A 12,404-nucleotide genomic window follows, 5' to 3' on the forward strand; every position below is an offset into this window, starting at 1 on the left:
GCCTGGGCCTGGCAACGGCCGCGCATTCGTTTATCAGCAAGGAGGCCTTATGCGCCCTACCCCAATGACCGCGCTTCTAGCCCTGAGCCTGGCCGCCGCCGCACCTGCGATGGCCGCCAGCCTGAAGGACATCGCGCCCTACCCCGAGGCGGAAAAAGGCTTCACCCGGCAGGTTATCCACCTGCCGGCCCAGGCCGATGAGTCGGCCTATAAACTGGAAATCCTCGCTGGCAAGACCCTGCAGGTCGACTGCAATCGCCAGCGCCTGGGCGGCAGCCTCGAAGAGCGCACCCTGGAAGGCTGGGGCTACAGTTACTACCGCCTGGACAACGTCAGCGGCCCGGCCAGCACACTGATGGCCTGCCCGGACGGCAAGAAGACCGAGGCCTTCGTGCCGGTGGTCGGCGACGGCTTCCTGCTGCGCTACAACAGCAAGCTGCCGGTAGTGGTGTATGTGCCCAAGGATGTCGAAGTGCGCTACCGCGTGTGGTCGGCATCGCAGGATGTGCAAAAGGCTAAAGTAGAGTAAGCAGAACCGCTTTCTCTGCAGGATCAGCTTCTTCGCAACACAAGGCTGATCCTGCACTGAGCCTGCTTTGTTCCGGTAAAGGAGATTCGGCATGAACGATGTGCTCTGGCGCCCGTCCACAACGCAGATCGAGGCCAGCCGGATGGATGCCTTCCGCCGCCGGGTCAACCTGCGCTACAACCTGCAACTCGACGACTACCAGGCCCTGCACGGCTGGAGCATCGAACAGCGCGCCGACTTCTGGCAAACCCTTGCCGAGTTTTTCCACGTACATTGGCATACCCCACCCAGCCAGGTGCTTAGCGAAGGGCCGCAGATGCCCGATGCACAGTGGTTCGCCAATGCCACCCTGAACTTTGCCGAACACCTGCTGCGCCGCCGCGACGACCGCCCGGCCGTGGTCGCCGTGCGCGAAGACGGCCAACGCGAAGTGTTCAGCCATGCTGAACTGGCCGCGCAGGTGGCCGGGCTGCAAACGGCATTCAAGGCTGCAGGTATCGTCCCGGGCGACCGGGTAGCGGCCATCATGCCCAATACCTGGCAAACACTGGTGGCCATGCTCGCCTGCACCAGCCTTGGCGCAGTCTGGTCTTCCTCCTCGCCCGAATTCGGCGTGCACGGCATCATCGACCGCTTCGGCCAGATCGAACCCAAGCTGCTGATCGTCTGCGCCGGTTACCAGTATGCGGGCAAGGCCACCGACCAGGTGACCAAGGTCAACCAGGTGTGCGCGCAGTTGCCTGGCCTGGAGCAACTGATCGTGGTGCCCCATACCCGCAAAGGCACGCGTGCCGACGAATTCCAGGCAGCCAACGTCAGCCTGTGGGATGACTTCTTCCAGCCCGGCGGCGAGCCCCGTTTCACCCCGCTGCCGTTCGACCACCCGCTGTACATCCTCTATTCCAGTGGCACCACTGGCGTGCCCAAGTGCATTGTCCATCGCGCCGGAGGCGTGCTGTTGCAACACCTCAAGGAACACGGCCTGCACAACGACCTGAAGGCCGATGACGTGCTGTTCTACTACACCACCTGCGGCTGGATGATGTGGAACTGGCTGGCCAGCGGCCTGGCGGTGGGTGCCACGCTGGTGCTGTACGACGGCTCGCCGTTCCACCCGGGCCCCGGGCGCCTTCTGGACCTGATAGAGGCCGAGGGCATCCACGCCTTCGGCACCAGCGCCAAGTACCTGGCGGCACTGGAGCAGGCAGGCCTGGAACCCGCCACCAGCCACTGCCTGACCAGCCTGCGGCTGCTGATGTCCACCGGTTCGCCGCTGTCACCGCACAGCTATGACTATGTGTACGACAAGATCAAGGCCGACCTGTGGCTCGTGTCCATGTCGGGCGGTACGGATATCGTCTCCTGCTTCGTGCTGGGCAACCCGACCCTGCCTGTACGTCGTGGCGAAATCCAGTGCAAGGGCCTGGGTATGGCGGTGGAGGTGTGGAACGAGCAGGGTCAGCCCGTGGTGGACGAAAAAGGCGAGCTGGTGTGCACGCGCAACTTCCCCTCGATGCCACTCGGTTTCTGGAACGACCCGGACGGCCGCCGTTACCAGGATGCCTATTTCAGCCAGTTTCCGGGGGTGTGGGCCCAGGGCGACTACGCCGAGCAGCGTGCCAGCGGGGGCATGGTGATTCACGGGCGCTCCGACGCCGTGCTCAACCCGGGCGGCGTGCGCATTGGCACGGCGGAGATCTACCGCCAGGTGGAAAAGGTCGAACAGGTCGTTGAAAGCGTGGCCATCGGCCAGGACTGGAACGGGGATGTGCGGGTGGTACTGTTCGTGCGCCTGCACGACGGCCTGCAGCTGGATGAAGCCCTGCGCCAGCACATCCGCCAGGTAATACGCCAGTACACCACACCCCGCCATGTGCCGGCGGTGATCGCCCAGGTCAGCGACATACCGCGCACCATCAGTGGCAAGCTGGTGGAACTGGCGATTCGCGATGTGGTGCATGGGCGGCCGGTGAAGAACACCGATGCCCTGGCCAACCCGGAGGCACTGGAGCAGTTTCGCGATCGCGCAGAGCTGAAGAGCTGACATTCATCGCGGCCATTCAGGCACGATCGCTTCTGCTGGATTCAATCAGGCATAATGCCGCCTTTTTTCCCGATACACAGGTAGCCCATGAAAGCCCAAGCCCGCCACATACTGGTCAAGACCGCTGACGAAGCCGAAAAGCTCAAGCAGCGCATCGCCAACGGCGAGGCTTTCGACGTGCTCGCCAAAAAGTTCTCTCTTTGCCCATCCGGCAAGCGGGGTGGTGACCTGGGCGAAATCCGCCCAGGGCAGATGGTCGGTGCCATCGACCAGGTGATTTTCAAAAAGCCTTTGCGGGTGGTACACGGGCCGATCAAGAGCAAATTCGGCTACCACCTGGTGCAAACGTTCTACCGCGACTAAGGCGCTAGCCTTTTGCCACCTGACATTTTTGCCAGTTGTGGTCGTGACGCACTCCTCTATACAACCCCGGTAACCCTGCACACCACGCGTGGTGCGCAGGTCTCCCTGGTGAATGGAGGTTTTCCTGATGCGTCTACGCCTGATGCTGACCCTGGGTTCACTGCCGCTGCTGGGCATAGTCACGCCCGCTGCACACGCGGCTTGCACCATCTCACCCGGCCCGGGTAACGACACCTACACCTGTGACAGCGGCACTGCGCCCTCGCTGGTGGACACCAGCGGTGATAACCGCCTGATATTCCCGGCATCCGGTAGCGGCGCCATCACCGGCGACGTAACCTTTGGCGCCGGCAGAGACAGCATCGACATGGCCTCTGGCAGCGTTGGCGGCAACATCCACCAAGGTGCCGGCATCGATGACTTCGCCATGAGCGGCGGCGTCATCGAAGGCAACGTCAACCAGGGCGATGGCCTGGACACCTTTCACATGACCGGCGGCTGGATCAAGGGCACGTTCGACAGCGGCGACTATGCCGAAATGGACAACGGGCGTATCGGCAACGTCAACATGCGGTTGGACGAGAACACCTTCATCATGCGTGGCGGCAGCGTCGACCGGAACGTCATCGCGGCCTTCGACAAGGACTATATCGAAGTCTTCGATGGCAACATCGGCGGCAATATCAGCGTCAGCGGTGGCGATGACCAGGTGCTGGTGCATGGCGGCCAGGTTGGCGGCGATGTGTTGCTGAGCACTGGCAACGACCGCTTCACCTGGGACGGTGGCCGTATTGGCGGGCGCGTGGATGCGGGGCCAGGTGATGACACGGCACTGCTCAAAGGCCTCACGCCCGAGGTGCTGAGTATCACTGTGGACGGTGGCGACGGTACCGATAGCCTGACGTTCGATGCCAGCCAGCCGGCAGGCGGTGCCCGCTATGTGAATTGGGAGCGTGTGGCGCTGAACAATGGCAGCCGGCTGGCACTGGATGACACGCTGGTACTGGGCGACAGCAACAGCAGCACGGGCAGCCTCGCCCTCGACGCCAGCAGCAGCATCACTTCACGCCAAGGGGTAATCACTGCATTTGCCCCGGACCAGCGCGCCGCAATCAGCAACGCAGGTACACTTGACCTCACAGCCGGCAATGATGCCTTGGGCCGCTTGAGCATCGAGGGTGATTACACCGGCAACAACGGCGCCCTGCGCCTGAACAGCGTGCTGGCCGGCGATGGCGCTGCTTCCGATCGCCTGGTGATCAGCCGCGGTGCCATCGCCGGCTCTACCCAGGTGCTCATCAACAACCTCAACGGTGCAGGTGCGGCGACTGCCCAAAACGGCATCCAGGTGGTCGAAGCCCGCGACGGCGCCACCAGCACGGCCAACGCCTTTGTACAGGCCCAGAGGCTATCGGCCGGTGCCTACGACTACCGGCTGTTCAAAGGCGGTGTCACTGCCGGCAGTGAAAACAGCTGGTACTTGCGCTCGACGCTGGTTGCGCCACCCGCTCCAACCCCTGTGCCGGCACCGGGCGAGCCGCCGGTGATCACCCCGGCCGTCACCCCGCCCGTTGCTGCGCCCGCGCCCGGCCAGGCCGAGCTGCCTGCTCCGGCGCAGGGCCAAAGCCTGCCGCTGTACCGCCCCGAGGTCCCGGTTTATGCCGCAGCGCCACGGGGTGCCGCGATCATCGCCCGCCAGGCATTGGGCACCTTCCACCAACGCCAGGGCGACCAGCTGTTACTGCAGGGAGAAAGCGCCCTGCCCGCCAGCTGGGGGCAAGCCTACGGCGGCGCGCTGCGCCAGCAATGGAGCGGCACGGTCAACCCCAGCCTGGACGGCGACCTGTACGGTTTCAAGGTAGGCCAGGACCTGTATGCCAAGGTTGACGAGAACAGTTACCGCCAGCATGTCGGTATCTACGTAAGCCACAGCCACCTGGACGCCGACGTCAAAGGGTTTGCCCTGGCCGTTCAAGACCGCAGCGTGGGCGACCTGAACCTCGATGGCGATAGCGTGGGCACCTACTGGACGCTGGTCGGGCCACAGGGCGCGTACCTGGACGCGGTGTTGCAGTACACCCGCCTGGATGGCCGCGCCCGCTCCGATCGTGGCGACACGCTGAACGTCGACGGCCACGCCTGGACAGCTTCACTGGAATCGGGCTACCCCATCACCCTGTCCGAGCGCTGGCGCGTGGAACCGCAAGCTCAGCTGATTGCGCAAAAGGTCGCGCTGGACAGCGCCAGCGACAGCGTCTCGCGCATCAGCCATGACGCCCAGGTCGAGCTGACAGGTCGCTTGGGCCTGCGCCTGGAAGGTGCGTTCACAGGAAGCAGCGGGCGCCTGTTGCAACCCTATGCGCAGGTCAACCTGTGGCACGGTGACGGTGGGCGCGACACCTTGACCTTCGATGACGCAGACAAGATCAGGACCGATTACCGCTATACCTCGGTGCAACTGGAAAGCGGTGTGGTAGCGCAGGTCAACAAAGCGCTGAGCCTGCATGGCGGCGTGCAGTACACCGCCAACCTGGACAGCCGCCAGCAGGAAGCCAGCGGCGTGAACCTGGGCGTGCGCTGGCAGTTCTAGCGGCGCGCAGCCAGCAGACCGAGGCCCGCGCAACCCAGCAAGGAAGCGCTGACCCGGTTGAACATCCGGCGTGGGCCAGGCTGGCTGAACCAACGCTGCATGTAGGCGCCCAGGCCTGAGTAGATGGCAATGGCCGCCCATTCCAGCAGCAGGAACAACACACCCAGCCAAAGGAACTGCTCACTCACCGGGGTGCTGCTACCGACCGAGACGAACTGCGGCAGGAAGGCGGTGAAGATCAGGATGGCCTTAGGGTTACCGGCCGCCACCCAGAACTCCTGACGCGCCAGGCGCCAAGTGCCGCCTGGGTGATCGCTTGCCACCACGGTCTCGCTCACCGGTGCGCGCCACAGTTGCCAGGCGATGTAGAACAGGTAGGCCGCGCCCACCACCTTGATGGCCAGGAACAGGTATTCGCTGGTATGCAACACCACTGCCAGGCCCATCGCTGCCAGGGCGATCATGCCGCAGAAGGCAAGGATACGGCCGCCGCCTGCCACGCAGGCGGTGCGCAGGCCGTAACGGCTGGCGTTGTGCAACGACAACAGGTTGTTTGGCCCTGGCGCCATGTTCAAGGCGAAGCAGGCGGGAATGAAAAGCAGCAGGCTTGAAAGGTCCATTCTCGTTTTCCTCTGACAACAGCCGTCTATTTCGGCGCGTTCCGGGCCCTGGGGTCAAGTAACAGCCAGTGATAAAAACTGTACGGGTGCACGGTACCTGTTACCCTTCCGGCAATACCGAGGAGCCTGTAATGCCCCGTTCCCACGCCGCCCTGTGGCGCGACCCGGCCCTGGCACATGTCGAAAGCCGGCGCGCCTGCGATAGCCGGGCCTGCTACAAGGCCCACAGCCACCCGACGTTTTCCATTGGTGCGGTGGATGCTGGCCACAGCCATTTCACCGGGGCTGCCGACGGGCAGCAGCACCTGGTACCCGGCACACTGGTAATGGTCCCCGCCCACCGCGTGCATGCCTGCAACCCGGCACCCGGCCTGGCCTGGAGCTATCAGATGCTGCATGTGGATGCCGACTGGCTGACGCAGTTGCGCCTGGAGTCAGGTCTTGGCGGTATCGGAGCCAGCGAACCGGTGCGTATCTGCAGGGAGGCTGAGGTATATCGGCAGTTCTGCGCGCTGAACAGGTTACTGTTTTCCAGTGCCTGCACCGGTGAGAAAGATGCGGCGCTGATTGCCTTTCTGGGCGACCTGGACTTTTCCGCGCACCCACCGCTGGCAGCGCCCCCCACCCTGGAAACCGCCACCTTGAGCGGGTTGCTTACACGCATCGAGCAGCAGGACCCTGCGCAATTGAGCCTGGAGGTGTTGGCGCGGGAGGCGGGGCTTGGGCGCTATCAGCTGATCCGCGCGTTTCGTGCGGCTACCGGGTTCACGCCGCATGCCTACCTGCTCAATGCCCGGGTCAATCGCGGGCGGCAACTGTTGAGTGAAGGGCTGGCCCTGGCGGAAGTGGCCTATCAGCTTGGCTTTGCTGACCAGAGCCATTTCCAGCGGGTGTTCAAGGCCCATGTGGGGGTTACGCCGGGGCAGTACCGAGGGAACTGAAGGCTGCTGCAGGTGCAATATTGTTCAATACGCCAGAACGGGCCCGGCAGCAGACTGCGGTTTTTTCCGTAGAGCAGCCCCCAATGCAACAATTCATGATCATCGCCCTGGCCCACTTCCTTGCCCTGCTCTCACCTGGCCCGGACTTTTTCCTGGTCGCACGCAACGCGATCAACAGCGGCTGGCGCATCGCCAGCGGCGCCTGCCTGGGCATAGCGCTGGCCAATGGCGCGTTCATCGTCATGGCCTTCACTGGGCTTTCGGTACTGCAGCAGGGCGGCCCGCTGTTCACCAGCCTGCAACTGGCAGGCGCCAGCTACCTGCTGTACATCGGCGTGCTGTTCCTGCGCCATGCCGGGCAAACCAGCCTGGGCACAGTCGCCGGCAGCCAGCGGGTTCATGGCTGGTGGCGCAGTTTGGGCATGGGCTTCTTGTCCGGCATCCTCAACCCCAAGAACGCGTTGTTCTATGCCAGCCTGGCGAGCATGGTCGCCAGCGTCAGCCCCGGCTGGAAGGCTGCCTACGCCGTATGGATGTTCAGCATCGTCCTGCTCTGGGACCTGCTGGTCGCCGTGGCCATCGGCAACCAGCGGGTACTGCGGCGATTCGCCCGCAGCCTGGCGTGGCTGGAGCGGGCCTCGGGGGTCATGCTGGTGATCTTGACGGGGGCATTGTTGCTGCATCTGGCTCGGGGCTGACCCGTTGCAAGGTGCGCATGTCGACCAAGGTGAAATGGCCGCTGGCCCAGCCCCCCGTGTCCAGGTGCCACACATTGCCCAGCAGCTTGGCCTCCAGCACCGGGGTGTGGCCGACCAGCAGGGCTCGCAGGCCCTGCACCGGTTGGGTGTCCCCCTCTTTCAGGCGCCGACGCGACCACTGGCACACTTGGCGCACGTCAGGGTCGTCATCCAGTTCCAGCCAGGAGCGTAAGACTGCCCAGTCGGCAAACGGGCTGTCTGCATGCAGCAGGCCTACCAGCCCGTCTGCACTCTCCACTTCCATGGCAATCGGCAGCTGCTCGAAACGCTCCACGAAACGCAGTTGCTCGCGCCGCGGCAAGTCGAGGAACCAACCACCCCCGGCGGCTCGGTACATGCCCAGGTCGAGCCGCCCACCACGCACGCGGGTGATTGCCAAGGCTTCATGATTGCCCTGGACGGCATGGAACCAAGGCTGGGCCAGCCATTCCAGCGCTGCCTCGCTGTGCGGCCCACGGTCGACCAGGTCACCCACGCTGAACAAGCGGTCCACCGCCGGATCGAACCCCACCGCATCCAGGCATTGTTGCAGGCGCTGGAAGTGGCCATGGATATCGCCCACGGCCAGATCCCGTCCCCGGATATTGGCGATCAGCCGCCGAAACCGTGCCATTACAGTGTTCCTCCGCTGGTAGCACCATGCCCGCTTTCGCGCAGGCCGTGCTCATGGCGCTGTCACTGGACAGCATGGCACAAGGTACCGTGGCTGCGCAGGTCGGAGGGCGTTTTGCCGCGCACCCTAGGCTTCCTGAAAAACCCTTCACTGGAACAGGCGTTGGTGCCGATAGTATGCTCGGCACGTCAATCTTCACCAGGGAATGGTTCTGATGAAACTGTGCGCCGTACAACTGGCGTCGCTCAAGGGCGATTTGCCAACCAACCTCCAGCGCCATCTGGTTTGCATCGAGCAGGCTGCGGCCCTGGGTGCCGAACTGGTCGTGTTCCCCGAGCTGTCACTGACCGGCTATGAGCCGAGTGTGGCACGCCAGGCCGCCCTGCCCGTCACCTCCGTGCGCCTGGACCCGCTGCAGGCAGCGTGCGACCGCTTGGGCATTACGGTTGCCGTGGGCCTGCCATTACCGACGCCCGACGGCATACGCATCGGCATGCCCATCTTCTGTCCTGGGGCGCCGCGCCAGGCCTATGCCAAGCAGCGCTTGCATGATGATGAGCTACCTTACTTCACCCCAGGTGATCAGGCATTGCTGCTGGAGGTGGGAGAACATAGGGTGGCGCCGGCGATCTGCTACGAATCGATGTTCATGGCGCATGCCGCCATTGCCCGCGAGCGCGGTGCCGACCTGTACCTGGTCAGCGTTGCGAAAACCGCCAAGGGTATCCGCGAGGGATATGCGCACTACCCAGAGGTGGCACGCGAGCTGGGCATGCCAGTGTTGATGGCCAACTGCGTGGGGCCGGCCGACACCTTCATCGGTGCTGGCGGTTCTGCCGCGTGGGACAGCCAAGGGCAGTTGCTGGCCAGCCTGGATGACCACAGTGAAGGCCTGATCGTACTCGACACCCGCAGTGCCAGCGCGATCACCCTGCCCTTGAGTCCGTACCTTGCATGATCTATCTGTTTCTGGCGTTGCTGAGTTACGCCTGCACCTACTACCTGGTCGGCTTGCTGATTCAGGGTCAACTTGCCGATGTGGCCGAGGGCTTGCGCCATCGGCCCGATGCGCCTACGCCCGGCGAGTACCTGCGTGAGGTCGAGCCCCGCGCACGTCAGGCGCGGCGGCAGTACACCTTGATCGCTGGTACGGTGCTGGCTGTGTTGGCCTGCCTGATCGCCAGCGGGTTCGGTTGACGCCTTACAGGTCCAGTGCCAGGCTTTGCCGCCCTTCCAGCGCCAGCAGGTACTGCTTGGCCGCCAGGCCACCGGCAAAACCGGTCAGGTTGCCCGACGCGCCGATTACCCGGTGACACGGGGCGATGATCGAAATCGGGTTGCGGCCATTGGCAGCGCCGACCGCGCGTACCGCCCTGGGGTTGCCGAGCTGCCGGGCAATATCGCTGTAGCTGCGGGTTTCGCCGAACGGTATCGCCAGCAGCGCAGCCCACACCTGACGCTGGAACTCAGTACCGGCGAAGTCCAGCGCCAGCTCGAAACGCTGGCGCTTGCCGTCAAAGTACTCTTCCAGCTGGCGAGCGGCTTCCAGCAGTACCGGGCACTGGTCGTCCCGGTGCAGTGCGCCCAGGCGTACGCGGTTTTCCCGCTCTTCTTCCCACAATACGGCTGCCAGGCAGTTGCCACGGGCCACAAGGGTGAGCATACCGACGGGCGATGGCATGATCGTGAATGCGCTGGACATAGCCGGCTCCTGCAAGTTGCGACCGCCCAACTGTACGCATCCACAGTCTTTCATGCACCCGCTTTCTTGCTCAGTTCATTGCGCAGCCGGCAATGTGCCGCGCCTGGCTGAGCGTGACCTTGGGTATCAGTTCAGCGGGAATGCGTGATGTTGCCGACAGGTTGTAGACGCGGAAATGCTCGTTCACCACCTCCCTGGCCATTAGCGTCAACGACGGCAGGATGCGGCTGTCCCAATGCTGGTCGAGCCCGCACGGCGAAGACGGGCCCTGGCCGTCCTCGTAAAAGCGCCCGACGCTCTGGTCGAGGTCTACCCCCACCAGCAACACTTCCTCGAAGCCCAGGTGATAGGCCAACTGCAAGGCCACATAAACCACCGTGCGGGCATCGAAAAAGCCATGGGCGAGGTCTTTACTGAAGGCGATCGAGCGGCTGCGTTTGCTCCACAGTGCCCGGTTGCACACGCAACTGTCACCCTGGCCGCGCAAACCGTCCAGCAGGCTCGGCGTGTCGGCTTTGTGCAAGGCATAACACTGGGTGTGGGCTGGCACATCGGCACGCGCATACTGCTCTGGCCACAGGGCCAGGCGTTCGCTGTCGCGCACGGCAGTGGCGAACAAGGCCGGCTGTTGCTGGCAAAAGCTTTTGTCGGTGCACACGTAGAAGAAAGGTTTTATGCCGTGTTCGGCGGTCATGGCGACCGAGCCATTCATGGCGATGATGGGCAAATGCGCAAACTCGCCCAGTGGAAACTGTTTGGCAGAAGCGCCGGAGGCAAGGATCACCACGGGGCCCTTCTGGGTGTTGCGACACGCCTCGAAATCGGAGAACGCCCCGCGTTCAGCGCTTGGCTGCAACGGAAGTGTGTTCATCAATGGCATCTTTAACCGGACAGTACAAACCACAATACTGATCCGTGTATATGCCGTGGCCGCTTTTACCTGACGTTACTTGGCTGAGCTTCAGTCAACCGCCATTCCCTTGTTTGGCGGGGTTTCAGCCTGGCGAATACCGGCTGGTCCAACTGCCTTAACAGACCACCGCAGTGAAAAAGTGTTCCCCTACTGTGGATAAGGAATAGCGATGACCATCACCGATGGTGACGGACGGGTACTAAGCGCCTTTCGTCATGAGCCTGCTTGATGCTTACCACTGGCGAGACTAATACTTAAACATCTGCCTGGGGAGGCACGAAAAATGCAACCAAGATTCGTTATCGTTCCCGCTGTGCCGATCGAAAAGGAGTCGTTCCGCGTAGGCAGCCGCTACTACGCCGCTACCGTTTGTGGAGGGTTCGACATTTATGACAATCAGGCAAAGGAGCGGCTCAAGCCGAGCTATCCAAACCGGAAGGAGGCGCAGGTGAAGTGCGAGCATTTGAACAAGCGGGATGACGCGGGGTAACCGTAGAGATCTGCGCGGCTCAGCAAGCTCGGGTTACTGACTCAATCCAGACATTCCTTGGCAGCCTGGCGTAATTTGTCGCCAGACAGAAAACTGCCCTTGTAGAAGGTCGCGCGGCTGCCCTCGCGAACGTCGACTACGTCAAGCACATCGTCGCTTGCCACGGCACTTGATGCCGTGAGCCGGTAGCCGTGGGCTATCGACTTCTGCGTGGCCTGGGGTGCCAGCGCCTGCCATTTTGGCAGGACACAGGCGGCGTACTGCTGCGGCGACTTTTTGGTCAGTTTGCTGGCTGTGGGTTTGCCAGGGGTTGCGCAACCGGCAAGGCTGGCAACCAACACAGTTGCGAGAAAAATACGAAATGTAGGCATTTGCAATCGGCCGTTATGAATACGCTGCATTCTAACGGCGATGACACCGCGTTACCAATCAACCAAAGTCTTGCAGCAGGACGAAGCCCAAGCGAGATCTGTGTAGCGCACCTGATATTTCTGCCAGTAGCCGGGGCACGCCGCAACAGTGAAACTCCCGAGGGACATCACACCACGACTCGGCAGGGCTTCATACCATGCAAACGAACGCCAACCACACTCAGTTCTTCTATCAGAACGGCAAACTCGTCACCCTTAAAACCGGTGAACAGGGCCATAGTATCTTTCGCTCGCAGGACGTCCCCCTTGCCGAGCGACAATCAGACGACACCAACGCCGGCGGACTGCTGGCAACTGACGACAAGGGTTCGGTGCTGCAGGTACAGGAGAAAAGCTGAAGCCCTGAGGATACTCCGGCGCCATTGCGAGCCAAACCCGGGGTCAGGGCTTGGCTCCCCTGTACAACACAA

The 12,404-nt window shown here is 62.9% G+C and carries 15 protein-coding genes; 10 read left to right on the forward strand and 5 right to left on the reverse strand.

The genetic code is table 11. From position 1 onward, the window contains the following. The first annotated feature begins 49 nt into the window (after positions 1–49). The 4 genes from eco to QCL51_RS13780 all read left to right on the forward strand — a co-directional run bounded on the left by eco (position 50) and on the right by QCL51_RS13780 (position 5,526). On the forward strand, positions 50–529 hold the full coding sequence (eco, locus tag QCL51_RS13765) for a serine protease inhibitor ecotin (protein WP_021785663.1): 480 nt from the start codon (positions 50–52) through the stop codon (positions 527–529). Positions 530–620: 91 nt separating this feature from the next. Next, a complete protein-coding gene (locus QCL51_RS13770) occupies positions 621–2,573 on the forward strand; it encodes an acetoacetate--CoA ligase (RefSeq protein WP_338443477.1) in 1,953 nt (650 codons plus the stop codon). Positions 2,574–2,660: 87 nt separating this feature from the next. Then, positions 2,661–2,936: a peptidylprolyl isomerase gene (locus tag QCL51_RS13775; RefSeq protein ID WP_010953969.1), complete on the forward strand. Its 276-nt coding sequence runs from the start codon at positions 2,661–2,663 to the stop codon at positions 2,934–2,936. Between the two features lie 112 nt (positions 2,937–3,048). After that, positions 3,049–5,526 (forward strand): autotransporter outer membrane beta-barrel domain-containing protein, encoded by a 2,478-nt coding sequence (locus QCL51_RS13780; protein WP_338443480.1) that lies wholly within the window; start codon positions 3,049–3,051, stop codon positions 5,524–5,526. Here the strand turns inward: QCL51_RS13780 and QCL51_RS13785 are convergent. Continuing rightward, positions 5,523–6,146 carry a LysE family translocator gene (locus QCL51_RS13785; protein WP_101196066.1) on the reverse strand — a complete coding sequence of 208 codons (624 nt, stop codon included), beginning with the start codon at positions 6,144–6,146 and terminating at the stop codon, positions 5,523–5,525. The two genes, QCL51_RS13780 and QCL51_RS13785, sit on opposite strands and share 4 nt — an antisense overlap. A 131-nt stretch (positions 6,147–6,277) precedes the next feature. Between QCL51_RS13785 and QCL51_RS13790 the strand changes: the two genes are divergently transcribed. Beyond that, entirely contained in the window at positions 6,278–7,087 is an 810-nt protein-coding gene (locus QCL51_RS13790) for an AraC family transcriptional regulator (protein WP_101196065.1), read from the forward strand. A gap of 83 nt (positions 7,088–7,170) precedes the next feature. Beyond that, a complete protein-coding gene (locus tag QCL51_RS13795; RefSeq protein WP_338443481.1) occupies positions 7,171–7,785 on the forward strand; it encodes a LysE family translocator in 615 nt (204 codons plus the stop codon). Here the strand turns inward: QCL51_RS13795 and QCL51_RS13800 are convergent. After that, on the reverse strand, positions 7,733–8,458 hold the full coding sequence (locus tag QCL51_RS13800; protein WP_338443482.1) for a serine/threonine protein phosphatase: 726 nt from the start codon (positions 8,456–8,458) through the stop codon (positions 7,733–7,735). The genes QCL51_RS13795 and QCL51_RS13800 overlap by 53 nt on opposite strands. A gap of 214 nt (positions 8,459–8,672) precedes the next feature. Between QCL51_RS13800 and QCL51_RS13805 the strand changes: the two genes are divergently transcribed. Together QCL51_RS13805 and QCL51_RS13810 are read left to right on the forward strand one after the other, a co-directional pair. Further along, the gene (locus tag QCL51_RS13805) at positions 8,673–9,416 is read left to right on the forward strand and encodes a carbon-nitrogen hydrolase family protein (protein ID WP_338443483.1); all 744 of its coding nucleotides are present in this window, start codon (positions 8,673–8,675) and stop codon (positions 9,414–9,416) included. Next, complete coding sequence (locus QCL51_RS13810; protein WP_323601230.1) at positions 9,413–9,655, forward strand: hypothetical protein; 243 nt, start codon at positions 9,413–9,415, stop codon at positions 9,653–9,655. Before QCL51_RS13805 ends, QCL51_RS13810 begins: the two co-directional genes overlap by 4 nt. Positions 9,656–9,659: 4 nt before the next feature. Here the strand turns inward: QCL51_RS13810 and QCL51_RS13815 are convergent, their stop codons facing one another. Together QCL51_RS13815 and QCL51_RS13820 are read right to left on the reverse strand one after the other, a co-directional pair. Beyond that, the gene (locus QCL51_RS13815; RefSeq protein ID WP_021785577.1) at positions 9,660–10,160 is read right to left on the reverse strand and encodes a methylated-DNA--[protein]-cysteine S-methyltransferase; all 501 of its coding nucleotides are present in this window, start codon (positions 10,158–10,160) and stop codon (positions 9,660–9,662) included. A gap of 70 nt (positions 10,161–10,230) precedes the next feature. Then, positions 10,231–11,031 (reverse strand): LPS biosynthesis protein, encoded by an 801-nt coding sequence (locus QCL51_RS13820; RefSeq protein WP_021785578.1) that lies wholly within the window; start codon positions 11,029–11,031, stop codon positions 10,231–10,233. 325 nt (positions 11,032–11,356) lie between these two features. On the opposite strand from QCL51_RS13820, the gene QCL51_RS13825 reads away from it, so the two are divergent. After that, positions 11,357–11,563: a hypothetical protein gene (locus QCL51_RS13825; protein ID WP_021785579.1), complete on the forward strand. Its 207-nt coding sequence runs from the start codon at positions 11,357–11,359 to the stop codon at positions 11,561–11,563. A 41-nt stretch (positions 11,564–11,604) separates the two neighbouring features. On the opposite strand, the gene QCL51_RS13830 is transcribed toward QCL51_RS13825, so the two are convergent. Beyond that, the gene (locus tag QCL51_RS13830) at positions 11,605–11,964 is read right to left on the reverse strand and encodes a hypothetical protein (protein ID WP_021785580.1); all 360 of its coding nucleotides are present in this window, start codon (positions 11,962–11,964) and stop codon (positions 11,605–11,607) included. Between the two features lie 167 nt (positions 11,965–12,131). On the opposite strand from QCL51_RS13830, the gene QCL51_RS13835 reads away from it, so the two are divergent. Then, a complete protein-coding gene (locus QCL51_RS13835) occupies positions 12,132–12,332 on the forward strand; it encodes a hypothetical protein (protein WP_021785581.1) in 201 nt (66 codons plus the stop codon). Positions 12,333–12,404 lie beyond the last annotated feature (72 nt).

Origin of the sequence: Pseudomonas sp. LTR0 (genome assembly GCF_036630035.1) — a bacterium.
Taxonomy (GTDB): Bacteria; Pseudomonadota; Gammaproteobacteria; order Pseudomonadales; family Pseudomonadaceae; genus Aquipseudomonas; species Aquipseudomonas putida_Y.

Bases quoted from the DNA above. Each gene is read 5' to 3' on its own strand.
- eco (WP_021785663.1), top strand. From the start codon at position 50: ATGCGCCCTACCCCAATGACCGCGCTTCTAGCCCTGAGCCTGGCCGCC.
- QCL51_RS13770 (WP_338443477.1), top strand. From the start codon at position 621: ATGAACGATGTGCTCTGGCGCCCGTCCACAACGCAGATCGAGGCCAGC.
- QCL51_RS13775 (WP_010953969.1), top strand. From the start codon at position 2,661: ATGAAAGCCCAAGCCCGCCACATACTGGTCAAGACCGCTGACGAAGCC.
- QCL51_RS13780 (WP_338443480.1), top strand. From the start codon at position 3,049: ATGGAGGTTTTCCTGATGCGTCTACGCCTGATGCTGACCCTGGGTTCA.
- QCL51_RS13785 (WP_101196066.1), bottom strand. From the start codon at position 6,146: ATGGACCTTTCAAGCCTGCTGCTTTTCATTCCCGCCTGCTTCGCCTTG.
- QCL51_RS13790 (WP_101196065.1), top strand. From the start codon at position 6,278: ATGCCCCGTTCCCACGCCGCCCTGTGGCGCGACCCGGCCCTGGCACAT.
- QCL51_RS13795 (WP_338443481.1), top strand. From the start codon at position 7,171: ATGCAACAATTCATGATCATCGCCCTGGCCCACTTCCTTGCCCTGCTC.
- QCL51_RS13800 (WP_338443482.1), bottom strand. From the start codon at position 8,458: ATGGCACGGTTTCGGCGGCTGATCGCCAATATCCGGGGACGGGATCTG.
- QCL51_RS13805 (WP_338443483.1), top strand. From the start codon at position 8,673: ATGAAACTGTGCGCCGTACAACTGGCGTCGCTCAAGGGCGATTTGCCA.
- QCL51_RS13810 (WP_323601230.1), top strand. From the start codon at position 9,413: ATGATCTATCTGTTTCTGGCGTTGCTGAGTTACGCCTGCACCTACTAC.
- QCL51_RS13815 (WP_021785577.1), bottom strand. From the start codon at position 10,160: ATGTCCAGCGCATTCACGATCATGCCATCGCCCGTCGGTATGCTCACC.
- QCL51_RS13820 (WP_021785578.1), bottom strand. From the start codon at position 11,031: ATGAACACACTTCCGTTGCAGCCAAGCGCTGAACGCGGGGCGTTCTCC.
- QCL51_RS13825 (WP_021785579.1), top strand. From the start codon at position 11,357: ATGCAACCAAGATTCGTTATCGTTCCCGCTGTGCCGATCGAAAAGGAG.
- QCL51_RS13830 (WP_021785580.1), bottom strand. From the start codon at position 11,964: ATGCAGCGTATTCATAACGGCCGATTGCAAATGCCTACATTTCGTATT.
- QCL51_RS13835 (WP_021785581.1), top strand. From the start codon at position 12,132: ATGCAAACGAACGCCAACCACACTCAGTTCTTCTATCAGAACGGCAAA.